Genomic DNA, 24,347 nt, shown 5'->3' with positions numbered 1-24,347 from the left:
TTGTCATGCGCATGCGCCCATTACACGGCCTGGCCATTGCCGGCTGCTTGCTGACCGGCCTCGCTGCAGGCTGCGCCAGACAGGAGTCTGCGGCCGATGCGGAAGCGTTCGCCGGCGCGCCGGCAGCGGAGTCCGCGACGGCCGATATCGCCAGGCAACCGTCGGCCCCGGCGCAGGACGCGGCCGCCGTCGCAGGCGCCGCGCCGACCGAAACGCAACTCGCATCGAGCGCCGCCACCTACAACGACGCGCAACGCAAGTTCATCCGCACCGCGCGTGCCGAGTTCCAGGTCAAGGACGTGTACCGTTCCGCCCTGGCCATCGAAGACGCGGTCGCCGCGCAGGGCGGCTTCGTGGTCCAGAACGATGCCAGCACCCAGGTCGGTTCCGTGCAACGTCGGCCGCGCGGCGACGGCAAGCTGCTGGAACTGGCCGAATACACCGTGCGCGGCACCCTCGTGGTGCGCGTGCCCAGCGAGCGCACCCAGCCCTTCCTGCGCGCGATCGTGAGCCAGATGGAATTCCTCGACGCCCGCAGCTTCGAGGCACGCGATGCGCAGTTCGACCTGCTGCGCCAGCAACTCGCCTGGCGCCGCAACCAGGACGCGCAGCAGGACATCGGCACCGCGATCGAAGGCGGCGGCAAGTTGGGACAGAAGGCGGATGCGATCGCCGCACGCAGTGACGCGGCGACGGCTCGCGATGAAGCGTTACTCGCGCAGAAGGCGTTCGAGGATCGCGTGGCGTTCAGCACCATCGAGCTGTCCCTGCATCAGGCGCCGCGCATTCGCCAGACCGAGCTGGTCGATACCGAAGCGGTATTCGCGCAGAACGGCCCCGGTTTCTTCGATCGCCTGGGAAGCGCGTTGCGCGCAGGCTGGTATGGGTTGCTGGACGTGTTGCTCGCCCTGCTGCACGCGTGGCCGTTGTGGCTGGTGCTGGGTGCGGGCGCCTGGGTGTGGCGGCTTCTGCGCCGACCGCGGGGATGACGGCGGCGCTCAGATCACCCCGCGCTTCTTCTCCAACAAGAGATAGCCGACACCAACCACCGCGCCCACCGCCAGCGACGGCAGCCATCCGAACGGGCTGAGCCACTTCACCAGTCCCGCCACGATCAGGCCCAGCACCACGAACTGCGAATAACGCCACGGGCTTTCGCGGAAACTGCGCAGGGGTTTCTGCTCGGTCATGCGGGGAGCTCCATGGAAATGCCAGCGCCGCTGCGCTTGGCGCGGTACATCGCCGTGTCGGCGCGCCGGCATAGCGCATGCGCGTGCTCGCCGGGCACGTAGCCGGCCAGGCCGATGCTCAGGCGCAGCAGCGGATCGGAGGCGACCAGCGCGGCAGCCCACTCGGCCAGCCGGCCTTCCAGCGCCTGCACATCGTCATGCAGGCCCACCAGGAATTCGTCGCCGCCCTGCCGGCAGATCCAGTCCTTCGGGCCAAGCAGCGGTTTCAGCTCCTGCACGATCCTGACCAGCGCACGGTCGCCGGCATCGTGGCCATGCTGGTCGTTGATCTGCTTGAGCGCGTCCATGTCCAGCACCGCAACGGTGAAGGCCGCACCCTCGGCCAGGGCCGCGATCGACGCAGTCAGTTGCACGTTGCCGCCGTGCCGGTTCAGCGCGCCGGTGAGCGCATCGTGCCGCGCGATCCACTCGAGTTCACGGATGCCGTCGTCGATGCGGCGCAGGCTGCGGTTGAGCCCGCGCATCAGCAGGCCGGCATCGTCGTGGCCATCCTCGGGCAGTTGCGGCAGCACCGCGTGGGTGTCGAACGCATCCAGCGCCGCCGCGGAAGCGCGTACCGGCGCCAGCAGGCCATGCAGCAGGTACAACGTCAACGCGGTGCCGGCCAGGGTTGCGGCGAGGCAGAGCATCGCGACCTGCACCAGCAGCGGATCGCTGTCCCAACCGCGCCACAGGCTCCAGCCCAGCAGGGCCAGCAGCGGGATGTGCGTGCCCACGAAGGCGACCGCGAACAGCTTCAGCGCATACGAGCGGCGGAACAACCGGCTCATCGCCGCGTAGAGCTTCATGTCAGATCCGGTAGCCGGTGTGCGCGGCGACGATGCCGCCGGTGAGGTTCCTGTATTCGCATCGGGCGAAGCCCGCTGCTTCCATCATCGCCTTCAGCTGTTCCTGCGGCGGATGCTTGCGGATCGACTCGGCCAGGTACTGGTAGCTGTCGGCGTCGCCGGCGAACAACTTGCCCAGCTTCGGCAGCACCTTGAAGCTGTGGAAGTCGTAGATCGGCTTGAACCAGTCGGCCTGCACCTCGGAGAACTCCAGCACCCGCGCCTGGCCGCCGGGCCGCAGCACGCGCAGCATCTCGCGCAGGGCCATGTCCTTGTCGGTGACGTTGCGCAGGCCGAACGCGATCGTCACCAGGTCGAAACTCGCATCCGGGAATGGCAGCGCCTGTGCGTTGCATTGCACGTACTCGAAGCCGCGCACGTTGCCGCGGTCAGTCATGCGATCGCGGCCGACGCGGAGCATCTCGCCATTGATGTCGCCGAGCACCAGTTCGCCATCGGGCCCGACGCGATCCTTCAGCAGCGCGGCAATGTCGCCGGTGCCGCCGGCCAGGTCGAGCACGCGGTCGCCCTTGCGCACCTGCGCGGTCGCCACGAACCAGCGCTTCCACACCCGGTGGATGCCCAGGCTCATGGCGTCGTTCATCAGGTCGTACTTGGCCGCGACCGACGAGAACACCTCGCCGACCAGCTTCTGTTTCTCGCCCACCGGCACGTCGCGGAAACCGAAGTGGGTGGTGCCTGCCTGTTCGCTGGATTCGCTCATGGCGGGATTATCGCACCGGTAGCGCGGGCTGGCCGCCCCGGCCCCGCCAGCACGTACCATCCGGGCATGCCTGCCGCCCGCCGCATCGAACTGGTCCTGCGCATCGACGGCGACCCGCTGCCCGTCTCTGCCCCTCAACCCCCGGCCCGCGGTCGCCTGGACGAGCTGCTGCCGGCGATGCAGGCAATCGACAACGCCGCCATCGGCCACGCGATCCGCAAGGCCGAAGCCGCCGGCAAGCAGGTCACTTGCGCCAAGGGGTGCTCCGCCTGCTGCCGCGCGCAACCGGTGCCGGTCACCCCGCCCGAGGCGCATGCCCTGCTCCTGCTGGTCGAGGCGATGCCGACGCCCCGCCGGCGCGAGGTCGAAGCGCGCTTCGCCGACCGCGTCGCCCGCCTGCGCGATGCCGGCCTGGCCGATGGGTTCCTGCATCGCGATCCCGCGCTGGATGCCGACGGCGCACGCACGCTTGCCCGCGACTACTTCGCGCTGGGATTGGTGTGTCCCTTCCTGCAGGACGATGCCTGCAGCATCCATCCTCAGCGGCCATTCGTGTGCCGGCAATACCTGGTGACCTCGGATCCGGCGTTGTGCGCCGATCCGTTCGCGAATCCGGTCGAGGTGGTGCCGATGCCAGTGCAGGCCGCCACCGCGATGCTGTCGGCGGCCTCGCAGGCGATGGCCACGCCACAGCACACCGTGCCGCTGACCCTTGCGCTGGAACATGCGCGCGCGCATCGCGAGGCATTGCGGCAGCGCGTCGATGCAGAACCGGTGTTCCGGCACTGGCTACGGGCGCTCGCATCGGACTGACCCACGGCGCATGCGACACTTCCTGTATGCATGCCGACGCCAGCACGTTCCGCGACACGCCCTGCATCCGCATCGACTCCTACGGCGCGACGGCGCTGGTCGCCCTGCATGGCGCACACGTCCTGTCGTGGATCCCCGCGGATGGCCGCGAGCGCCTGTTCCTGTCGGAACGCGCGATGCTCGATGGCCGCACCGCCATCCGCGGCGGCATCCCGGTGATCTTCCCGCAGTTTTCGGACCGCGGCCTGCTGCCGAAGCACGGCTTCGCACGCACGACGCCATGGACGTTCGCCGGCATCGAAGGCGATACCACGGTGTTCGCACTGGACGGCGACGGCAGCCGCGAGCCGGCCTGGCCGCATCCGTTCGTCGCGCGCCTGCGCGTCGCGCTGGAGGCCACCCGGCTGACCGTCGCGCTGGAGATCGAGAACACCGGCGAGCACGCCTTCGCCTTTACCGCCGCGCTGCACACCTACCTGCGCGTGGACGACATCGCGCACGCCGCAGTGGAAGGCCTGCAAGGCTGCGACTTCGAGGACAGCGCCAACGGCGGCACCCTGCATCGCGAACACAATTACGAGGTCGTCTTCGAAGGCGAAGTCGACCGCATCTACAACGATGTGGTCGCACCGCTCATGCTGGTCGATGGCAACGACACCATGGCGATCGAACAGGATGGCTTCGGCGACGTGGTGGCGTGGAATCCCGGCGCGTCGCTGTGCGCCCGCATCGCCGACTTGGCGCCGGACGACTGGCGGCGATTCGTTTGCGTGGAAGCCGCCCAGGTGATGCAGCCGGTGGTGCTGGGGCCGGGCGAACGCTGGACGGGTTTGCAGCGGTTGGGGTGAGGCTCAGGCTGCCATCTCGCGCAACGCATCGCCCAACACCTTGTCCGACACACCGCGCTTCTTGAGTGCTTGCGTCAGGCGCTCGACAAGATCGTCCGCATGGATCGCCTCGTCCCGGCGCAGGCCTTCGCTGATGTAGGACTTGAGCAGGGTCTGGTAGCCGCTGAATCCCTTGTGCGGCGCGATCGCCTTCAGGCTGTCCACCACATCCACCGGGATGCGCAGGGTGATGCTGGTCACCGGCCGATCCTTGGCCAGGCGCTTCTTCAGGGTGTCATTGAGCATAGAGGGCCTCCTCGCGGGGTTCGGCATGGCGGGCGGAGATGATGCGGATGCATTCGCCGTCGAATTCGATGTGGACTACATAGAGCATGCGGCCGATGCGCTGACAGGTGACGATCAAATCTCGAATCTCATGGATACACCGCCTCACCCAACCCATCAGCCCGGATTGACTGGCAGATATAGGTATTTCTGGAACCCCACGAACGTCTGCCTGATCTGTTCCGGCGTACCCAGATCGGCGGCCGCATCCGCAATGGCGTGGTACTTCAGTCGCAGCAACGGCGTGAGCTTATCCATGTCGAGCTCTTCCACGCCTTGCTCGACGTAGTGATCCAGCACGAACTCGACGAAGGCCAGGTGCCGGTTGCTCTTGTAGGTGCTGTTGATGCCCGCCTTGGCACGCACGGCGCGCTCGCTGCGCTTGATCGGCGCCCGCGTGTAGGCAACATAAGCGAGCACGTCGAACAGATCGCTGTCTTCGGCTTCGATGGCTTTCTGCATCTCGCCCAGCGCCTCGCGACCGAAGCCTTTGCCGGCAAGGCCTTCCAGGAGTTTTCCGCGGGTTTCAGGGTTGCTCCAGAGTTCGCGCAACTGGTCTTCGTCGCGGAAGAACTCGGGCAACGCGCCGAACAGGCTTTCCAGGAACTGCGCGGCGGACATCGGCCTGCCGTCCGCGCTCCAGAAGGTGGTGGCGACCATGCTCTGGAGTTGGCGTTCCTTGCCGTCGGCCAGCTTCACCTTGATCTTCGCGGGGCGCGGCTCCACCGGATCGGACGCAATCGACGCCGAAGGTCCTTGCTCATCCGTTGCCTGCAGGTTCGCCGTGCGCGGCTCTGGTTCCACCGGCTCGCCATCCCATTCGGCGTCGCTGAAGTGCAAGTAGGCCTTCACGAAATCGTAGATCGTGAAGTAGTCCTTGCCGTCGTACAGGCGGGTGCCGCGGCCGATGATCTGCTTGAACTCGATCATCGAGTTCACCGACCGCATCAGCACGATGTTGCGCACGTTGCGCGCGTCCACGCCGGTGGAGAGCTTCTGCGAGGTGGTCAACACCGTGGGGATGGTCTTCTCGTTGTCCTGGAAGTCGCGCAGGTATTCCTCGCCCTTCGGCCCATCGTTCGCAGTTACCCGCACGCAATACAGTGGATCGGTATTGGTCTTGTTCTGGTTGATCAGGTCGCGCACCTGCGCCGCGTGTTCCTGAGTGGCACAGAACACCAGGGTTTTCTCGCGAGGGTCGACCTGCTTCATCCATTCGCGCACGCGGAACGCCTCGCGCTCAGGAATCACGATGACGCGATTGAAATCGCTCTCGGTATAGCGTTTTCCCGGCACCACTTCGCCTTCCACCACCGCGTCGTCCGGCGTGTAGGTGTAGTCGTCGATGGTGGTGGCGAACTGCTTGACCCGGAATGGCGTGAGGAAGCCGTCGTTGATGCCTTCCTTCAGCGAATAGGAATACACCGGCTCGCCGAAGTATCCGTAGGTGTCGGCATTGATGGTGCGCTTTGGCGTGGCGGTCAGGCCCAACTGCACCGCGGGCGAGAAATATTCCAGGATCTCGCGCCAGCTGCTTTCGTCCGTGGCACCACCGCGATGGCATTCGTCGATCACGATGAAATCGAAGAAGTCCGGCGGGTAGTCGCCGAAGTGCGGCGATGGCTCGCCATCCTTCGGCGGCCCGCTCATGAAGGTCTGGAAGATGGTGAAGAACACGCTGCCGTTCTTCGGCACGCGCCCCTTCTTGCGGATCTCGTCCGGGGCGATCCGCACCAGCGCATCCTCATCGAATGCCGAGAACGCGTTGTAAGCCTGATCCGCCAGGATGTTGCGATCCGCCAGGAACAGGACGCGTGGCCTGCGCGTCGGTTCGCCTCCGCCCTTCCAGTCGGTGAGGTTCCACTTGCTCTGGTACAGCTTCCACGCCAGTTGGAAGGCGATGAAGGTCTTGCCGGTGCCGGTGGCCAGGGTCAGCAGGATGCGGTCGCGCCCGTCGGCGATGGCGTCCAGCACCCGCTGGATGGCAATGTCCTGGTAATAGCGGCCCTGCCAAGTGCCGCCCTTGTCCTCGAACGGGATGGCGGCGAAGCGGTCGCGCCAGGCGTTGGCAGTCGCAAAGGTGCGTGCCCACAACTCTTCCGGACCCGGGAACGCGCCGACATCGCCCTCGCTGCCCTTGGCCATGTCGATGCCGTAGATCGACTGCCCGTTGGCGGCATAGGTGAAACGCACATCGAGCTTGGCCGCGTATGCCTTGGCCTGCATCACGCCCTCGGCACAGGCCACGTTCCAGGCCTTGGCCTCGACCACCGCCAGCTTGATGTTGCGATGGAGCAGCACGTAGTCGGCGATCTCCGGCTTGGCGCGCTGACCGTGCCCCTGCAAGCGACCTTCGGTGATGCGGAACTCGCGGCGGATCGCGCTGCCCTCGACCACGCCCCAGCCCGCGGCCTTCAGGGCCGGGTCGATGTATTCGGCGCGGGTCTCTGCTTCGTTCATTGGTTTCCCCTGACCGGGAGAATAGCAACGCCCCTACAGGTCCTGCGGGTATGATGCTCGGCAAGTGGGTTGGGGGGTTCCCAGCCGGCGTCAGGGCTTCGGTGCGTTCACCGGGGCCTTTCGCTTTCTGGGGTTCTCCACTGCAAGTCTCCCAGCTGCTTGAGATTTAACTTTTTGCCTTAAAGCACTTAAGTGATTGTTCCGGAATGGGAAATATCTTCCAGGAAGCCTCAGATCGGGTTTGCTCTAAAGCAGACCACTACGCCCAATAGGGGACGTATCGCGCATAGCGGGTCGACGTGGTTTCGGAATCGTCCAGCTTGATCTTCCCGGCTTCCTTGGCCGCACCGATCACTTGGGACACCGTTGCTGTCATTGCCTCGGACAAGCCGAAGCGCTCCCTCAGTGACTGATTCGTCATGCGCTTTCGGTTGACGTACTGCAGCACGCAATGCTGAAAACACGCGCGGATCCGGTCCGACTTGGCCATGTCGGAAAAATCCCGGTGGGCGTACAGCACCACAGTGGTCGCGACGCCTCCGGTGATGACCTCATGCGCAGGCAACTGGTAGTCCTCGGCGAGCTGCGTCACCTTGTCCATGCCGCTGCCCTTTTGTTCGCAAATGCGGAACTTGCGCATCAAACCGGCCATACGCTCGTTGCGGGCACGATCCTCGTCGATGAAGCGGTCCGGATCGATCGGTGGGATACCGGCGTTGGAAATCTCGATCCTGTCGGAGTACATCTCGATCTTCACGCCACGCCCGGTGATGTCGAAGTCCTGATGCACGAGGGCGTTGGCAATCAACTCTCGCAATGCCTGCTTCGGGAACATCTTGGTTTCCTCGCGCAGGCCATGCTCAACGAATCGATTCTGCGGTGCGGACGCATGAACATGATCCAGCAGTCCCTCAAAGCCCACCGCATAGCCCTTGAGTCCCTGGGTTTCGTCCCTCGTCACCAGCTTGCTGGCGCCGTCGTAGATGATGACCCGAGGTGCTTTCCGTGCAAGCTCGTCCGAAATCATGTCGAGACGCTTCGCCAATAAAAGTGCCGTCATGTTGCTGATGTTCCAACCCGAGCTTCCTCGGGATATCAGCTGCATATCCTGCAGACGCCCGATCACGCCAGTGCGGTCTGTTGGATAAGGAAGCTGCAGCAGATCGAAGAACGCCTGCGTATCCAGCAACGCAACAACATCATCCGAAGACACCTCCGCAGCAGCGGAACACTCAGACCAGTCCGGCTTCGCTTCGTCCATGATCCTGCGCAACTGATCCGGTGTCATGCCCACCAAGGATTCGCCAGCACGCATCCAGTACTGGCCATCGATATGCAACGGCTGGCCAATCGGGCGTGCAGGAATCGAAAAAACCAGAACGCGGCCATCGGCATGCCCCAGTTCAACTACCTCCAGGCGAATACCCAAGCGATTCGTCACTTGAAGCTTGATCTCGTTCAGATGTTTCTCGACGAGGAATGCCTGCGTTCCGACCACCCGACGCGGGCAGGTGTTGCTGACGCCAAGCACCAAGTAACCACCGCCTTCATTGCCAAGGGCCACGCAATAGTCGAGCAGTTTGCTGTTGTCGAATTGCTGCTTTGCCTCCTTGAACTCCAGGTGTTCCGTTTCTGCGGGCGTTGCCAGCCAGTGTCCCAGCATTTCGAGCGTGATGATTGGATTCGTCATAACTGTCCGGAAAACGCCCGCTGCAGCAGGGATTGCTTGAGTTCGTCCAGGGCGGCGAGTTTGCGGGTGTAGAGGGATTCGAGCTTCACGATCTCCTGTTCCACACGGGCAAGCTGCGCCACAACCACTTCCTGCGCACCCCCTGAACGTAATGGAACCATGAGACTTTCAAGTTTCCCAATCGTCAGGGTATCCACAGTTGCCCCATTGCCACGATCAAGCTGATCGTGAAACGCCGCAGATCGGATCCAGTACTTCACGTATTCGCTCGAAACATCCGACGTTCGCCGCATCCAAAGCACACTTGCGTCTTTGAAGTAGAAGCGGTCGCTCTCCCTGACGATGTGTGCATTCCCGATCGTGCCAATGGCAGTGATCACGATATCGCCCGCAGTGGGGACGCCATTTTTTTCCGCCAACTCGGCGAAATGGTTCTCCGAGATAAACAACTCGTTATCGACTCTTCCTTCCAAGGCCAGTCGCGTGACTTCTCGGCCTCGGTAAAAAGGAACTCCTTCGCTTTTCCATTCCGACTTCAGGACTCGCTTACTTGACCCGACGTCGAACAGCTCATCGATCCGAGAGCACTCAGCCGCAGCCTCGAAAAATGCTCCGAGCATGCCCTCAAACACTGCACGCGCCATCTGCAGATTCTTCTCCGCATTGGCTTTGGCGGTAGCGATGCCCGCAAATGCTTCGTCGAGGATGGCAACGATGCGCTTCTGCTCCGGAACCGATGGTATCGGCACTGGAATCTCTCGCAAACTTCCCTGATTGAGCTTCGGAACGGTCAGGCCGGAAACGAATCCGCTCAAGTCGACGAAGTTCAAGTAATAGATCAGCCATTGGTCGATCAGCTTGCTGCGGGATGGGCGAAGGACATGAGCATGGTTGTTGACCCAAACCCTCCCATCGACCGGAAACGCACTGTTCTCCCCTGCCCCCCATTTCGCACCATCCTCGCCCACCAATACGAGCGGCTCATCGAACAGGAATCCACTCACATGATCCAAGACACCTGTGGCACCGAAGTATGGATACGGCCCCGGCTCGCGATCACGCTTGGTAATTGGCTTACGCCGCGAATCAAGCACTTCACATAGCTCTCCGAGTGGAGCTACCGGGAAAGCAGTCATAGCAACGTCCTGATCTTCGCCAACACCCCCGCGCTCTCCGCATCAAGCGCGGCAATTTCATCGAGGATTTCCTTCGGGCTTCGGTGCGCGGCAACTTCGCCACCCTTCGGATTCTTCACCGACAAATCAAACGCAGTCTGATCGACGGACGTGGCATCCACCGTCCAGCTTTTCGCCGACTCCGCAAACGTCTTCTGCAGCGCCACGAACTCCGCCAGATCCGCATCGTTCAAGGGATTGGTCTTGCCCATGCTGCGGCCCGGATCCAGCTGGTAGTACCAGGTCTTGCGCGTGGGCGCGCCCTTCTCGAAGAACAGCACCACCGTCTTCACACCCGCGCCCTGGAACGTGCCGGACGGGCAATCCAGCACCGTGTGCAGGTTGCACTCCGCCAGCAGCTTGTGGCGCAGGCTGGTGCTGGCGTTGTCGGTGTTGGACAGGAACGTGTTCTTGATGACGATAGCCGCGCGCCCGCCGGGCTTGAGCATGCGGATGAAGTGCTGCAGGAACAGGAATGCGGTTTCCCCGGTCTTGATCGGGAAGTTCTGCTGGACTTCCTTGCGTTCCTTGCCGCCGAACGGCGGGTTGGCAAGCACGATGGTCTTCTGGTCTTTCGGCTGGATGTCGTTGAGGTTCTGGCCCAGGGTGTTGGCGTGGACGATATTCGGTGCCTCGATCCCGTGCAGGATCATGTTCATCACACCAATGACGTAGGCCAAGCCCTTCTTCTCGCTGCCGTAGAAGGTTTTTTCCTGCAGGAGTTTGATGTCCTTGGTGGTCAGCTTGCCCTTGCCGCGCAGGTAGTCGTGCGCCTCGCACAGGAAGCCGGCGCTGCCGCAGGCGCCGTCATAAATCGTGTCGCCGATGGTCGGTGCGAGCACCTGGATCATCGCGCGGATCAACGGGCGCGGCGTGTAGTACTCGCCGCCATTGCGCCCGGCATTGCCCATGTTGCGGATCTTCACCTCGTACAGGTGCGACAGCTCATGCTTTTCGGCACTCGTGCCGAAGCGCAGTTCGTCCACGCGCTCGATCACGTCACGCAGGTTGTAGCCGGAACGGATCTTGTTGGTCAGCTCGCCGAAGATCTCGCCGATCTTGTATTCCAGCGTCTGCGGGCCGGAGGCCTTGACCTTGAAGCCCTGCAGGTAGGGAAACAGTTCGTCATCGACGAAATCCACCAGATCCGGGCCGGACAGCGCCTTGTTGTGGTCCAGCTTGCCGTCTTTCGTCTTCGGTGCGGCCCACACGTCCCAACGGTACTTCTTCTGCAGCAGCCAGTCGTACTTGCGGCCTTCCAGCCTGGCCTCCAGTTCCTTGTCGCGCTCCAGCGCGTCCAGGTACTTGAGGAACAGCAGCCACGACGATTGTTCCGTGTAGTCCAGCTCGCTGGTGCAGCCGGCATCCTTGTGGAGGATGTCGTCGATGTTCCTGAAGGCTTGTTCGAACACGGGGAATCCGGCTGGCGATGCGAACCGGGACTTTAAGCGCGCGCAGGTTTGCCGCCAAGCCGCCACACGGATTGCCTAGCCAGCACAAGCACTTACGAGCCCGCCATACCAAACCATCTACTACTCAGCGCGCGTCGGCGCCTTGGCTTTTCCTTGGGGAGCCTCCGGCGCAACTAAGCGCCGCTCGGTGCGGATGCTTTCGGCCAGGCCAAGCCCCGCTTGACGAACTCATCCTGCAACTGCCGCTTGCGAACCTCATCGCGCACGGAGTCCGCAACGAAGGCGGACAGCGTCTCGCCTTCCTTCAACAATGACTCGATCTCTAACCGCAGGGCCGGGTCAACGCGTACCGAGGGGAATCTGGCGGTCTTCATGCAATCTCCCGTGCATCGTTCTGTCATGAACGATGCGCCTGCGCCTCCCGCGTGGCAAGCGCAGCGGACTCAGAGGATGTACCGACTCAAATCCGGATCCTGCGCCAGCTCGCCGAGGTGGGCGTCCACGTAGGCGCGGTCGATGACGAGGCTGCCGCCCTTGTCGGGGGCGTCGAAGCTGAGGGTTTCCAGCAGGCGTTCGAGCACGGTGTGCAGGCGGCGGGCGCCGATGTTTTCCTGGCGTTCGTTGACGTGCGCGGCGATCTCGGCGAGGCGGTCCACCGCATCGCTCGCGAACTCAAGCTGCAGGCCTTCGGTGCCCATCAGCTCGACGTACTGCTTGGTCAACGAGGCCTTGGGCTCGGTGAGGATGCGGACGAATTCGTCCTTGCCCAGCGCGCCAAGTTCCACCCGGATCGGGAAGCGGCCCTGCATTTCCGGGATCAGGTCGCTGGGCTTGGCCAGGTGGAACGCGCCGCTGGCGATGAACAGGATGTGGTCGGTCCTCACCGCGCCGTACTTGGTGCTCACGGTGCTGCCCTCGACCAGCGGCAGCAGGTCGCGCTGCACGCCTTCGCGGGACACATCGGCGCCATAGCCTTCACTGCGCTTGGCGACCTTGTCGATCTCGTCGATGAAGACGATGCCGTGCTGCTCGCAGGCCTCGATCGCGGCCTCGCGGATCTCGTCCTCGTTGACCAGCTTGCCGGCTTCTTCCTCGACCAGCATCGGCCGCGCGGCCTTGATCGCCATGGTCTTCTTGTGGGTCTTGCCGCCGGCGATCTGGCCGAACACCTGGCGCAGCTGCTGGCCCATCTCCTCCATGCCCGGCGGCGCCATGATGTCCACGCCGACGTTCATCGCGATGTCGAGTTCGATCTCGCGCTCGTCCAGCTCGCCGGCGCGCAACTGCTTGCGCAGCTTCTGTCGTGTCGTGGATTCCAGCGATGAAGGTTCCGCGCCGATGTCGACGGTCGTGGTCGCATTGGGGTTGAAGCCGAATGCCGGCGCGGTCTCGCGCTTGGGCAGCAGTGCATCCAGAATGCGGTCTTCGGCGCGATCCTCGGCCTGGGTACGCACGCGAGTCTTGGCCTGCGCGCGATACAGCTTGACCGCGGTATCGGCCAGGTCGCGGATGATCTGCTCGACGTCCTTGCCGACGTAGCCGACCTCGGTGAAGCGCGTGGCTTCGACCTTCACGAACGGCGCATTGGCCAGCGTGGCCAGTCGGCGCGCGATCTCGGTCTTGCCGACACCGGTGGGCCCGATCATCAGGATGTTCTTCGGCATCACTTCGTTGCGAAGCTCGGGCGGGAGCTGCGCGCGCCGCCACCGGTTACGCAAAGCGATGGCGACGGCGCGCTTGGCCGCGTGCTGGCCGATGATGTGGCGGTCGAGCTCGGCGACGATCTCGCGCGGGGTCATGTTGGTGGAGGTGTTGTCGATCTTGTGCATTTTTTTGGCTCTTGAGGGAGCGGGATTTCGTGGAAGCAGGCTCTTGTGGGAGGGGCTTCAGCCCCGAGCTCTGTCCAGACCAGGGAGAAACAAGAGCTCGGGGCTGAAGCCCCTCCCACAGGATTCAAAGCTGCTCGACCACGATGTTGCGGTTGGTGTAGATGCAGATGTCGCCGGCGATGTTCAGCGCTTCGGTGGCGATGGACTTGGCATCGAGTTCGGTATGCGCCAGCAGCGCGCGCGCCGCGGACAGCGCGTACATCCCGCCGGAACCGATCGCGATCAAGCCGTCTTCCGGCTCGATCACATCACCGGTGCCGCTGATGACCAGGCTGGTCTCGGCATCGGCCACCGCCAACAACGCTTCCAGCTTCCCGAAGCGACGCTCGGTGCGCCAATCCTTGGCCATTTCGACCGCGGCGCGCTGCAACTGGCCATGCTTTTCCAGCTTGGCTTCGAACAATTCGAACAGGGTGAACGCATCCGCGGCGGCGCCGGCGAACCCGGCCAGCACGCGGCCGTCCTTGCCGAGCCGGCGCACCTTGCGCGCGTTGGCCTTCATCACGGTATGGCCCAGGGTGACCTGGCCGTCGCCGGCGATCACCACCTGGCCGTTGCGGCGGACCGAGACGATGGTGGTGGCATGGAACACGGTGGGATTCTGGCTGGGGTCCATCGGCATCTCCTGTGAAATCCCGATGTGGGGACATGGCCGCGCGCTTCAAGCATGGCTTCGGGCACACTGGCGGCATGCCCGACCTCATCAGCATCGCCGTCCCGATCTTCAACACCGCCCGCTTCCTGCCGGCGGCGCTGGACAGCCTGCTGGCGCAGGATTACCCGCACTGGGAAGCCCTGTTGTGGGATGACGGTTCGACCGACGGCAGCAGCCAGATTGCCGCCGCCTACGCCGCCCGCGATCCGCGCTTCCACCTGCTCGGTGAAGGCCGCAACCATGGCGCCAGCGCGGCGCTGGCGGCTTCTCTGGCGATGGCGCACGGAAGTCACATCGGCACCCTGGACAGCGACGATGCGCTGGAGCCGGACGCGCTGTCTTCGATGCTCACGTTCATGCAGTCACGCCCGCAATTGGGCATGGCCTATTCGCAGTACGTGGAGATCGATGCAGGCGGCAGCCTCATCCGCCCCGGCAAGCGTTTCCTCACGCCTTACTCGCCGCACCAGCTGCTGGTGGAGTTCATGACCTTCCAATTCCGCCTGATCCGCGCCGACGCCTATCGCGCATGCGGCGGTTTCGATCCGGCATCGCGCTATGGCGAGGACTACGACCTCTGCCTGCGCCTGTCGGAGCGCGTCGAGGTGGGCCATCTGCCGAAGTCGCTGTACCGCTACCGCATGCGCGACGCATCGATTTCCCACGCCAGCCGCCTGCGGCAGGTGCGCGCGAGTTTCGACGCCGCCCAGCGCGCGTTGCAGCGCCGCGGCCTGCAGGGGAAATACGCACTGGCGCTGGGCGTGCGCGCACGCCATGTGCTGCGACCGAAGGATGCATCCTCGCCACAGGGTGATGGCGCATGAGCAAGTCGACCTTGCAGGTGCTGGTACCGGTGCGTGGCGATGCGCCCTTCCTCGCGGCCGCACTCGCCAGCCTGCGTGCGCAGACCTTCACCGGATGGCAGGCGACGCTGTGCCCGCTCGATGCGAACGCACGCGACATCGCGATGCGTGCCGTCGATGGCGATGCGCGCATGCAGGTCGCCGACACCGTCGGCATGGCCGAAGCCAGCGCACTCGCGCACGGCGCGCATGCCGATGCTTCCGAATTCCTGTGCGTGCTTGATAGCGACGACACGCTGGAGCCGGCGGCATTCGCGGTCCTCCTCGACGCGCTGGCCGCGAATCCGGACGCCGGCATGGCCTACAGCCGGCATGTCCTGATCGATGCGAACGGGCGCGCGCTCGGCCCCGGACCCTTGTGCGAATTGCCGTACTCGCCGGATGCGCTGCTGCTGGATTTCATGACCGGGCCACTTCGGATCTTTCGCAAGCAGGCGTATCGCGATGCCGGCGGCTTCGTCAGCGCGCATGCCGACGCCAGCGACTACGACCTGTGCCTGCGGCTGTCGGAAGTCACCGACATCGTGCATGTGCCGCAGGCACTGTACCAGCGACGTATCCATCCGCAGGCGCCGGAAATCGCGCGCTGGGCGGAGGGCATCGAGGCGCGCTACGGCGCGTTCGTCGATGCGGTGAAGCGGCGAGGCCTGGACGCGCAGTACGACGTCGCCCTGCACATCGACAGCTGGCACATCCTGCAGCCGCTGCGCGCGTTTGGTGGCGTGGGGAACTGGGGCTGAGCCAACCGTACCCATTCGTAGCCGACCGTAGCCCGGGTAAGCGAAGCGCACCCGGGGATGACTCGCAACACATAGAGCCCCGGATGCGGCCTTCGGCCTTATCCGGGCTACAGGATCAATGCGATGTCGTCGCTCGCAGCACTCGTAACCCGGACAAGCGAAGCGCACCCGGGGTGATGGATCAATCGCCCGACTTCCGCTTCGCCCGCGGATGCGCGGCGTCGTAGACCTTGGCCAGGTGCTGGAAATCCAGGTGCGTGTAGATCTGGGTGGTGGCGATGTCGGCATGGCCCAGCAATTCCTGCACGCCGCGCAGGTCGCCGGAGGACTCCAGCATGTGGCTGGCGAAACTGTGGCGCAGCAGATGCGGATGCACGCGCTTGAACACGCCCTGGCGCATCGCCAGCTGGCGCAGGCGCAGTTGCACCGCGCGCGGGGTGATCGGCTTGCCGCCGCGACCGGGAAAGACCGGCGATGCATCGGTGCCGCCGGATTCGTCGCGCCAGGCCTGCAACGCCGCCCGCGCATGCGAACCGACCGGCACGATGCGCTGCTTGCTGCCCTTGCCGAGCACGCTGACCAGGCCCTGTTCGAAGTCGAGGTCGGCCCAGCGCAGCGCGCAGGTTTCCGCCAGGCGCAGCCCGGACGAATAGAACAGTTCCAGCAACGCGCGGTCGCGCAGGCCCAGCGGCGCGTCTGTGGCGACTTCGACCAGTTGCACGGCCTCGTCCACGTCGAGCACCTGCGGCAACTTGCGCGGCGCCTTCGGCGCACGGATCGCCTCGGCCGGACTGGCCACGACCTGGCCGTTCTTCAGCAGCCAGCGATACAGGCTGCGGCATGCGGAGAGCCGGCGTTGCAGCGATTTCGGCGACAGGCCGCGACGATGCTCGGACGCGATGAACGCACGCAGGTCGTCGCCCTGCAGGTCGAGCACGGTGCGGCCGTTGGCGTCGGCCCAGGCCTGCAGCGCAGCGAGATCGCGACGGTAGGCATCGAGGGTGTGTGCCGAACCTTGCCGCTCGACCGACAGGTGCGCGAGGAAGGCCTCGACCGGACCCGTCGCGTTCATGTCATCCGCGCGGGAACCGCTGCAGCCCCGCCGCCAGCGCTTCGCCCATCATGCGCAGGAACAGGGTGCCCATGCCGGGGAAGAAACGGTTGGGATCGCGGCTGCCCACGGCGACCAGGCCGACACCGGGCAAGGACAGCAGCGCCGAGCTCTGCACTTCGTCCACGCGCGGGCCGTACAGCAGCGCGTTCTTGTCCGGATGCAGGCGGCCGCAGACCGGTTCGCCGCTGCCGAGGATGTCGCGGAAACCGGCCAGCCGCGCATCGTCCTGCGCGATGACCTGCAACCAGTCGACATCGCCCACGCCGTCGACCGGATGGAAGGCCACGATCCGCACCAGGTCGCCCTGGAAATCTTCCGCCAGCGAGGCGGCCATCGCACGCAAGGTGTCGGCGGCGTTGCCTTGCTTCATCAGCGCCAGGGTCAGCTGGTGCGTGCGTACCGCCAGCCGCTCGTTTTCCTGCGCATTGCCGAACAGGTCGTGCAGGCGCCGCGAGAGTTCGCGGTTCTTGTCGCGCAGCACATCCAACTGGTAGCTGGCCAACGATGCGGCCGGGCCGTCCTCGCGCGGGACCACCAGGGTCAGCGCCAGGTCGGGGAACTGCTGCAGGAACGTCGGGTGGCGACGCAGCCAGGCGGCCACTTCATGCGCGCCGAGTTTTTCGGTGTTGTCCAGGCCCATCGTCACGCGTCGTTCCCCTCTTGCATCGTTGCTTCGAACACGAAGGCGGCAGGGCCGCCCATGGACATCGTGCCTGCCCGGCGATCATGGCGGATGCGCAGGCGACCGCCCGGCAGGTCGACCAACACGTCGCGATCACCATCGACGCGGCCGCGCGCCGCCAGCACCGCCACCGCCGCGCAGGCACCACTGCCGCAGGCGAGGGTCTCGCCGACGCCGCGCTCGAACACGCGCAGGCGGATATGGCCGGGCGACAGCACCTGCGCGAAACCGACATTCGCCGATGCCGGGAACGCCGCATGCCGCTGCAGGGCCGGGCCGATGCGGGCGACGTCGGCGGTGTCGACATCGGCGACCTCGATCACCGCATGCGGGTTGCCCATCGATACCGCGCCGAAGCGAAGGTGTTCGATTCGCTCGCCATTGGCGACTTGCACCACGTAGTCGTCCTGCGCCTGTGCGAAACCGGACAGGGGGATCTCGCTCGGCTCGAACCGTGGTGCGCCCATCTCGATCGTGAAGCCGCCATCGCCATTCGCCTCGACCCGGTGCGTGCGCGACGGACTATCGATGGTGAATTCGCCCTGCACCGGCGCGGCGCCATCGCGCACCAGCCAGGCGGCGATGCAGCGCGCGCCGTTACCACACTGCCCCGACGGCGAGCCGTCGGCATTCCAGATCCGGTAGGAGGCGATCGAACCGGCTTCACGCGGTGGCTCGACGGTCAGCAACTGGTCGCAGCCCACGCCCATGTGGCGATCGGCGATGCGCGCGCAGGTGGCGGGATCCGGCGGCGCTTGGCCGTCGCGCAGGTCCAGCACGACGAAGTCGTTGCCGGCGCCATGCATCTTGGTGAAGTGCAGCGGCATCGACGCCTCAGCGGCGCGTGGCGGGCGTTCCGCTGGCGCTTTCCGGAGTCGTTGCAGGTGCGGGCGTGTCCGCCGGCGGAGCGGGCAGGTCGGCAGGCGCATCCGGCATCACCAGCGGGCCCTTGTTGCCGCAGGCACCGAGGATGCAGAGCAGGAAGATGGCGAATGCGAGGCGCTTGATCATGCCGGCAGTGTACCCGCGGCCTTGCTCACTGTCGCGGCTCGGGACGCCGCCACAGCCATGTCGCAACCATGGCCATGAACGCGGTGCCGCTGGCCGCCATCCACCATTTCGGCGCGGTCAGGAACATGACCACTGCGCACAGCGCCATCATGCCGATGGCCAGGCGCTTGGCGCGCCGGCTGACCGCACCTTCGCGTTCCCAGTCGCGGATCATCGGGCCGAACTGCCGGTGCGCGAGCAGCCACGCATGCAGGCGTTGCGAACCGCGCGCGGCGGCGAACGCGGCCAGCAGCACGAACGGCACGGTGGGCAGGCCCGGCACCACGATGCCGACGATGCCGATCCCGAGGCTGGCGTAGGCCAGCAACCACCACAGCCAGCGGGTCATGAGCTTATCTCCTCCCCTGCGAAGGCAGGGGGAGGCTGGGAGGGGTTTGGGCTTCTTCTCGCATGCCTACCCCACCCCGACCCTCCCCTTCAGGAAGGGGAGGGAGAACATCACTTGCCGGCGTCGACACCCAACTGGTCGAGCATGAAGGAATACATCTCCGCCTGTTCGCGATAACGACGGAAACGACCCGACTTGCCGCCGTGGCCGGCTTCCATGTTGGTACGGAACACCACCGGTTCACTCGACGTGTTGAGGTCGCGCAGGCGCGCCACGTATTTCGCCGGTTCCCAGTACTGCACCTGCGAATCCCACAGGCCGGTGCCGACGAAGGTGGCCGGGTAGGCCTGCGCTTTCAGGTTGTCGTACGGCGAGTAGGTGAGCATGTAGTCGTAGTACGTCTTCTGCTCCGGATTGCCCCACTCGTCGTACTCGTTGGTGGTCAGCGGGATGCTGGCGTCCAGCATCGTCGTCACCACGTCCACGAACGGCACCTGCGAGAGGATGACTTCGTACTTCTCCGGCGCCATGTTGGCGATCGCACCCATCAGCAGGCCGCCGGCGCTGCCACCCAGCGCGGCCACGCGGTCCGGCGCGGCATAGCCTTCCTTCACCAGGAAATCGGTGACGTCGATGAAGTCGGTGAAGGTGTTCTTCTTGTGCAGCAGCTTGCCGTCCTCGTACCAGGCGCGGCCCATTTCCTGGCCGCCGCGGATGTGGGCGATGGCATAGGCCATGCCGCGATCCAGCAGGCTGACCGTGGTGACGCTGAAGCCCGGATCCATCGACGCGCCGTAGCTGCCGTAGCCGTACTGCAGCAGCGCGCCCTTGCCGTCCTTCGCGAAGCCCTTCCTGTAGACGATCGACACCGGCACCTTGACGCCGTCACGCGCAGTCGCCCACAGGCGTTCGGTGACGTAGTTCGCCGGATCGTAGCCCGGCACCGGCTGGCGCTTGAGCTCGCGGCGCTCGCCGGTCTTCACGTTGAGCTCGTAGGTGGTCGCCGGCATCGCCAGCGAGGTGTAGCTGTAGCGCAGCCAGTCGGTGTCGGTTTCGGCGTTGACGTCCAGGCCCATCGAGTAGGCGCTTTCGTCGGCCTTCACGTACTCGGACGCACCGCCGTCCTTGAGCACGCGCACGCGCTCCAGGCCACCGGAACGCTCGGCCACGGCAGCGAACCCGTCGAACAATTCGATGCCTTCCAGGAACACCTGCGGGTCGTGCGCGATCCAGTCCTTCCAGTCCTTGCGCGAGCTGCTGCCGTCGGCGGCGGTGACGACCTTGAAGTTCTTCGCGCCGCCGTCGTTGGTGCGGATCACCCAGCGACCGCCGTGGTGGTCGGCGTCGTATTCGACATCGCGCGCGCGCGGCGCCAGCACCCTGAAGGCATCCGGATTGGTGGCGGGTGCGTAGCGGGTTTCATTGGACACGGTGCTGTCCAGCACGATGACGATGTACGCATCGTCGCGGGTGCGGCCGATGCCCATGTAGTAGGTATCGTCTTTCTCTTCGTAGACCAGCACGTCGTTGTTCGGATCGGTGCCGACGACGTGCTTCTTCACCTTCGTGCTGAGCAGGGTTTCCGGGTCGTTCTCGATGTAGAAGAAGGTCTTGTTGTCGTCGGCCCACACGCCGTAGCCGGCGGTGCCGGGAATGGCATCGTCCAGCACCTTGCCGGTCTGCAGGTCCTTGATCCGCAGGGTGTACTGGCGGCGACCGTTGGTGTCGTCGCCGTAGACCAGCCAGCGATTGTCCTGGCTCACCGTGCGGCCGCTGACCGCGTAGTAGTCCTTGCCGGTCGCCATCGCGTTGACGTCCAGCAGCACCTCTTCGCCGGCGAAGTCGGCAGCCTCGTTGGCCTTGAGGATCGCCTTCGCGTCGATGCCGGCGGCGTCCTTGCGGCGCGCGTGGATCGGATAGTCCTTGCCGGCCTCGAAGCGGCTGTAGTACCACCAGCCGCGCTCGCGGAACGGCACGCTGGCATCGTCCTGCTTGATCCGCGCGACGATTTCGTCATACAGCTTGCCCTGCACCGGCTTGAGCGGCGCCAACACCGCATCGGCATAGGCGTTCTCGGCATCGAGGTAGCCGAGCATCGCCTTGTCCTGGCGCTTGTCGTCGCGCAGCCAGTAGTACTCGTCCTGGCGCTCGGCACCGAATGGGGCCTTGACCACGTGCGGTTTCTTCGCCGCGTCGGGCGGGCTGGGGATGTCGGAAGCGTGTGCGGTCATGGCGAAGGCGAGTGCGAGGAAGAGGGCGTGCGATTTCATGTCGGCGGTCACTTGCTGAGTTGCTGCCAGAGGAAGGTATAGGCCAGTGCGTTCATGTGCGCGGACTGTGCGTTGTTCGCCGCGCCACCGTGGCCGCCCTCGATGTTCTCGTAGTAGCGCACGTCTTTCCCGGCCGCTTCCATCAGCGCCATCATCTTGCGCGCGTGCGCCGGATGGACGCGGTCGTCCTTGGTCGACGTGGTGAACAGCGTCGCCGGATAGTCCTTCTTCGCATCGAACAGGTGGTACGGCGAGAAACCCTGGATGAACGACCAGTCCGCGGTGTCCGGATCGCCGTATTCGGCCATCCACGACGCACCAGCGAGCAGGTGGCTGTAGCGCTTCATGTCGAGCAGCGGCACCTGCACCACGATCGCGCCGAACTTCTCCGGGTACTGGGTGAGCATGTTGCCCATCAGCAGGCCGCCATTGCTGCCGCCCATGGTGCCCAGGTGCTGCGGCGCGGTGATCTTGCGCGCGACCAGGTCGTCGGCGATCGCCGCGAAATCCTCGTACGCCTTGTGGCGGTTGGCCTTGAGCGCGGCCTGGTGCCAGCGCGGGCCGTATTCGCCGCCGCCGCGGATGTTGGCCAGCGCATACACGCCGCCCTTCTCCAGCCAGGCCTTGCCGATGCTGCCCGAGTAGCCGGGGGTCATCGACACCTCGAAGCCGCCGTAGCCGTACAGCAGGGTCGGCGCCTTGCCGTCGAACTTGAGCGCCTTCGGCCGCACCAGGAAGTACGGCACCTTGGTGCCGTCCTTCGAGGCGGCGAAGTGCTGCTCGATCACGCTCCTCGATCCATCGAAGAACACCGGGTTGGACTTCAGCACTTCCGGCTGCTTGCCGAGGTCGGCGATCGACAGGGTGGTCGGGGTCAGGAAGTCGGTGGCGGTCAGCCACACTGCATTGCTGTCTTCATCGTCCACCGCGCCCACGCCGATGGTGCCGATGGTCGGCGCACCGACGAAATCCGCCTTCGCCCAGGCACCCTTGCCAGGCGTCAGCACGAACAGGCGGTTCTTGACGTCTTCCATCACGTTGAGGACCAGGTGGTCCTTGGTCCAGGTGTAGCCGGCCAGCGAGGACTTGTCGGTCGGCTCGAACAGCGCGGTGAACTCGCGCTTGCCGGCCATGAACGCATTGAAATTCGCGGCGATCAGGGCACCGGGCTTGTACGTCTTGCCGCCGGCTTCGTACGGCTCGCGCAGTTCCAGCACCAGCCAGTCCTTGTGCACGCCCTTCTGCGCGGAATTCGGCGCATCGACCTTGGCCAGGCTGCCATCCGCATTCCGCAGGTACAGCTCATCGTTGTAGAACGCCAGCGTGCGGTTGACGAAGTCGCGCTCGTAGCCCGGCGTGTGGTCGTGGCCGGCGGCGATGTACATGTCGCCCGGCTTGCCCTCGTACACGGTCTTCGCCGCGGACATCGGCGTGCCGCGCTTCCACTCCTTGACGATGTTCGGGTAACCCGAACTGGTCAGCGTGCCCTTGCCGAAGTCGGTGTAGACGTACACGGTGTCGCGGTCGATCCAAGACAGGCCGCCCTTGGCCTCCGCGCGGAAGAACCCGTCCTTCACGAACTGCTTGGTGGTCAGGTCGAACTCGCGGGTGACGTCGGCATCGGAACCGCCGGGCGACAGCGCGACCAGGCAGCGCTCGTAGGCGGGACGCAGGCAGTCGGCGCCATGCCAGACCCACTTGGTGCCCTCGGCCTTGTTCAGCGCATCGAGGTCGAGCACGGTCTCCCACTCCGGATTGGCCTTGCGGTATTCGGCCAGGGTGGTGCGGCGCCACAGGCCGCGCTCGTGCTGCTTGTCCTTCCAGAAGTTGTAGTAGTACGCGCCGATCTTCTGCACGCCGGGGATCTTGGCGTCGGAGTCGAGGATGGCCAGGATCTCGGCTTCCAGCGACTTGAAGTCGGCCGAGCTGGCGATCTCGGCTTCCGCCTTGGCATTGCGCGCCTTCACCCAGTCCAGTTGCTTCGCACCCTGCACGTCTTCGAGCCAGGCATGCGGATCGTCGCCGGCAGGCGGATTCTGCGCGGAGGCCGCACCGGCAAGGGCGAGGCCGGCGATCAGGCAGGCGTTGGACAGTTGGGACATGGGCGGCTCCGGCGCAGCGGGAAACCCCGAACGCTAGCACAGGGCCTGCGACCGCCAATGTGCCGGAAGCTCAGGCCCGGCGTGCCAGTGCGGTGGCCTGCGAGACGCGGCGGACCGACCGCCGGGTGGCCTGCACGCGCCGACGACGCGGCAGGCGCACGGCGACTGCTGGCAGCGGGAACCCGCGCAGGCTCCACCACGCTGCCAGCGGCATCCCGACCAGCCACAGCGGCAACCAGCCCAGCCAGTCGCTGCTGCCCCGCGCCGCGGGAACCAGCAGCACGGCGAGGGTGCCGAGGATGACGGCCTGGCGCAGGGCGGAATCGAGGTCTTCGCGGGTCATGGCGGCGCTTCCTGTCGTGTGGCCCGCAGATTGCGACGCGTGCTTCTCACGGACTGCGACGCAGGCTGGATCCGGGACGGGAGGATGCGCGACCGAGCCGCGTCAACGGCCGCAAAGCATGTTGAGCCGGCACCGTCATGTGTGTCGCATGCAGGCACAGCGACCTCATTTGCAATACTTCTCCCGCTCGCGCAATGCGTCGACCAGCAAGTCCTGTTCACGGGCCGTGCGCCCCTGCGTGAACATCTCAACGGCTTTGTCGAGGCCGGCGCAAGGATCGTCCGTATAGCCCGGCGGCCAGAATCCAAGGACCTGCGAAACGCCGCGCACCACGTCCTCGGGCGACAGCTGCCGCCGCATGCGGAACCGGCCGGGCGCCGGCCTGGGCCGTGGGTTGAATGACGATGCCAATGGTTGATGCGCGAAGACGATGCCATCCGCAGGCCCCTTCCCCGCCCGATCCCATGCATCGTCGCCGACCACCCATGCGGGGCTGGACGAGGACACCGCTTGCTCGGCCCTGGCCTGCAGGCGCGCGCGGTGTGTCGCTGGCTTGGCGCTCGAGTCCGGGGCGACCGCTTGGTCCCTGTTCGCCACTGGCTGCGGGCGCGCATGCAATCGCTGGATGAAGACGACCTGCAGCGGTAACCCGCCATCACCGCGGTCGATGACGACCGGACGAACCAGGATCCATGCTGCAATGGCATGGAGCAGCGCCACGAAAAGCCAGGTGACGGCAGCATCCCAGTTGCGCGTCGAACTGGCCC

Annotated in this window: 25 protein-coding genes; 5 read left to right on the top strand and 20 right to left on the bottom strand. The window is 65.2% G+C overall.

Translation table 11 applies throughout. The features are described 5' to 3' along the window. The first annotated feature begins 11 nt into the window (after positions 1–11). Entirely contained in the window at positions 12–989 is a 978-nt protein-coding gene (locus tag ACE3T8_RS01155; RefSeq protein WP_374606109.1) for a DUF4349 domain-containing protein, read from the top strand. Between the two features lie 9 nt (positions 990–998). Here ACE3T8_RS01155 and ACE3T8_RS01150 read toward each other — a convergent pair whose 3' ends face one another. The 3 genes from ACE3T8_RS01150 to ubiE are packed head-to-tail and all read right to left on the bottom strand — an operon-like array spanning position 999 to position 2,801. Then, positions 999–1,190, bottom strand: a complete 192-nt coding sequence (locus ACE3T8_RS01150; RefSeq protein WP_374606108.1) for a hypothetical protein — start codon at positions 1,188–1,190, stop codon at positions 999–1,001. Next, complete coding sequence (locus ACE3T8_RS01145; protein WP_374606107.1) at positions 1,187–2,038, bottom strand: GGDEF domain-containing protein; 852 nt, start codon at positions 2,036–2,038, stop codon at positions 1,187–1,189. The genes ACE3T8_RS01150 and ACE3T8_RS01145 overlap by 4 nt, the downstream gene beginning before the upstream one ends. Position 2,039: 1 nt before the next feature. Then, positions 2,040–2,801 carry a bifunctional demethylmenaquinone methyltransferase/2-methoxy-6-polyprenyl-1,4-benzoquinol methylase UbiE gene (gene ubiE, locus ACE3T8_RS01140; protein ID WP_374606106.1) on the bottom strand — a complete coding sequence of 254 codons (762 nt, stop codon included), beginning with the start codon at positions 2,799–2,801 and terminating at the stop codon, positions 2,040–2,042. Between the two features lie 66 nt (positions 2,802–2,867). Here ubiE and ACE3T8_RS01135 point away from each other — a divergent pair, with 66 nt between their 5' ends. Both ACE3T8_RS01135 and ACE3T8_RS01130 read left to right on the top strand, forming a co-directional pair. Then, on the top strand, positions 2,868–3,614 hold the full coding sequence (locus ACE3T8_RS01135; protein ID WP_374606105.1) for a YkgJ family cysteine cluster protein: 747 nt from the start codon (positions 2,868–2,870) through the stop codon (positions 3,612–3,614). A 26-nt stretch (positions 3,615–3,640) separates the two neighbouring features. Further along, a complete protein-coding gene (locus ACE3T8_RS01130; protein WP_374606103.1) occupies positions 3,641–4,462 on the top strand; it encodes a D-hexose-6-phosphate mutarotase in 822 nt (273 codons plus the stop codon). A gap of 3 nt (positions 4,463–4,465) precedes the next feature. Here the strand turns inward: ACE3T8_RS01130 and ACE3T8_RS01125 are convergent, their stop codons facing one another. The 8 genes from ACE3T8_RS01125 to hslV all read right to left on the bottom strand — a co-directional run bounded on the left by ACE3T8_RS01125 (position 4,466) and on the right by hslV (position 14,028). After that, on the bottom strand, positions 4,466–4,747 hold the full coding sequence (locus ACE3T8_RS01125) for a hypothetical protein (protein ID WP_374606102.1): 282 nt from the start codon (positions 4,745–4,747) through the stop codon (positions 4,466–4,468). A gap of 156 nt (positions 4,748–4,903) precedes the next feature. Next, on the bottom strand, positions 4,904–7,246 hold the full coding sequence (gene hsdR, locus ACE3T8_RS01120; protein WP_374606100.1) for an EcoAI/FtnUII family type I restriction enzme subunit R: 2,343 nt from the start codon (positions 7,244–7,246) through the stop codon (positions 4,904–4,906). 259 nt (positions 7,247–7,505) lie between these two features. Then, positions 7,506–8,936 carry an ATP-binding protein gene (locus tag ACE3T8_RS01115; protein WP_374606098.1) on the bottom strand — a complete coding sequence of 477 codons (1,431 nt, stop codon included), beginning with the start codon at positions 8,934–8,936 and terminating at the stop codon, positions 7,506–7,508. Next, on the bottom strand, positions 8,933–10,072 hold the full coding sequence (locus tag ACE3T8_RS01110) for a restriction endonuclease subunit S (protein WP_374606097.1): 1,140 nt from the start codon (positions 10,070–10,072) through the stop codon (positions 8,933–8,935). The genes ACE3T8_RS01115 and ACE3T8_RS01110 overlap by 4 nt, the downstream gene beginning before the upstream one ends. Beyond that, positions 10,069–11,523 carry an N-6 DNA methylase gene (locus tag ACE3T8_RS01105; RefSeq protein ID WP_374606096.1) on the bottom strand — a complete coding sequence of 485 codons (1,455 nt, stop codon included), beginning with the start codon at positions 11,521–11,523 and terminating at the stop codon, positions 10,069–10,071. Before ACE3T8_RS01105 ends, ACE3T8_RS01110 begins: the two co-directional genes overlap by 4 nt. Positions 11,524–11,696: 173 nt before the next feature. After that, the gene (locus ACE3T8_RS01100; protein WP_374606095.1) at positions 11,697–11,897 is read right to left on the bottom strand and encodes a YlcI/YnfO family protein; all 201 of its coding nucleotides are present in this window, start codon (positions 11,895–11,897) and stop codon (positions 11,697–11,699) included. Between the two features lie 69 nt (positions 11,898–11,966). Further along, on the bottom strand, positions 11,967–13,352 hold the full coding sequence (gene hslU / locus ACE3T8_RS01095) for an ATP-dependent protease ATPase subunit HslU (RefSeq protein WP_374606093.1): 1,386 nt from the start codon (positions 13,350–13,352) through the stop codon (positions 11,967–11,969). 124 nt (positions 13,353–13,476) lie between these two features. After that, positions 13,477–14,028 (bottom strand): ATP-dependent protease subunit HslV, encoded by a 552-nt coding sequence (gene hslV / locus ACE3T8_RS01090; RefSeq protein ID WP_374606092.1) that lies wholly within the window; start codon positions 14,026–14,028, stop codon positions 13,477–13,479. A 74-nt stretch (positions 14,029–14,102) separates the two neighbouring features. On the opposite strand from hslV, the gene ACE3T8_RS01085 reads away from it, so the two are divergent. Together ACE3T8_RS01085 and ACE3T8_RS01080 are read left to right on the top strand one after the other, a co-directional pair. Beyond that, positions 14,103–14,891: a glycosyltransferase gene (locus ACE3T8_RS01085; protein WP_374606091.1), complete on the top strand. Its 789-nt coding sequence runs from the start codon at positions 14,103–14,105 to the stop codon at positions 14,889–14,891. Next, positions 14,888–15,670 (top strand): glycosyltransferase, encoded by a 783-nt coding sequence (locus tag ACE3T8_RS01080; protein WP_374606089.1) that lies wholly within the window; start codon positions 14,888–14,890, stop codon positions 15,668–15,670. The genes ACE3T8_RS01085 and ACE3T8_RS01080 overlap by 4 nt, the downstream gene beginning before the upstream one ends. Positions 15,671–15,851: 181 nt before the next feature. Here ACE3T8_RS01080 and xerC read toward each other — a convergent pair whose 3' ends face one another. From xerC to ACE3T8_RS01035, 9 genes are all read right to left on the bottom strand, one after another. Further along, positions 15,852–16,742, bottom strand: coding sequence for a tyrosine recombinase XerC (gene xerC / locus ACE3T8_RS01075; RefSeq protein ID WP_374606088.1), 891 nt, complete (start codon positions 16,740–16,742; stop codon positions 15,852–15,854). A gap of 1 nt (position 16,743) precedes the next feature. After that, positions 16,744–17,424, bottom strand: coding sequence for a DUF484 family protein (locus ACE3T8_RS01070; RefSeq protein ID WP_374606129.1), 681 nt, complete (start codon positions 17,422–17,424; stop codon positions 16,744–16,746). A 2-nt stretch (positions 17,425–17,426) separates the two neighbouring features. Beyond that, positions 17,427–18,293: a diaminopimelate epimerase gene (gene dapF / locus ACE3T8_RS01065; protein WP_374606087.1), complete on the bottom strand. Its 867-nt coding sequence runs from the start codon at positions 18,291–18,293 to the stop codon at positions 17,427–17,429. A gap of 7 nt (positions 18,294–18,300) precedes the next feature. Then, positions 18,301–18,477 (bottom strand): lipoprotein, encoded by a 177-nt coding sequence (locus ACE3T8_RS01060; RefSeq protein ID WP_374606085.1) that lies wholly within the window; start codon positions 18,475–18,477, stop codon positions 18,301–18,303. 25 nt (positions 18,478–18,502) lie between these two features. Further along, complete coding sequence (locus ACE3T8_RS01055) at positions 18,503–18,865, bottom strand: YbaN family protein (protein ID WP_374606083.1); 363 nt, start codon at positions 18,863–18,865, stop codon at positions 18,503–18,505. Between the two features lie 110 nt (positions 18,866–18,975). Continuing rightward, entirely contained in the window at positions 18,976–21,135 is a 2,160-nt protein-coding gene (locus ACE3T8_RS01050) for a S9 family peptidase (protein ID WP_374606081.1), read from the bottom strand. A gap of 8 nt (positions 21,136–21,143) precedes the next feature. Beyond that, a complete protein-coding gene (locus ACE3T8_RS01045) occupies positions 21,144–23,237 on the bottom strand; it encodes a prolyl oligopeptidase family protein (protein ID WP_374606079.1) in 2,094 nt (697 codons plus the stop codon). A 70-nt stretch (positions 23,238–23,307) separates the two neighbouring features. Further along, the gene (locus ACE3T8_RS01040; protein WP_374606077.1) at positions 23,308–23,580 is read right to left on the bottom strand and encodes a hypothetical protein; all 273 of its coding nucleotides are present in this window, start codon (positions 23,578–23,580) and stop codon (positions 23,308–23,310) included. A 165-nt stretch (positions 23,581–23,745) separates the two neighbouring features. Further along, positions 23,746–24,300: a hypothetical protein gene (locus ACE3T8_RS01035; RefSeq protein WP_374606075.1), complete on the bottom strand. Its 555-nt coding sequence runs from the start codon at positions 24,298–24,300 to the stop codon at positions 23,746–23,748. Between the last annotated feature and the right edge of the window lie 47 nt (positions 24,301–24,347).

This window comes from Thermomonas sp., assembly GCF_041919455.1.
Classification (GTDB): Bacteria; Pseudomonadota; Gammaproteobacteria; order Xanthomonadales; family Xanthomonadaceae; genus Thermomonas.
The sequence above is the reverse complement of the archived record's forward strand: the minus strand, read 5'-3'. Positions and strand labels throughout refer to the sequence as shown.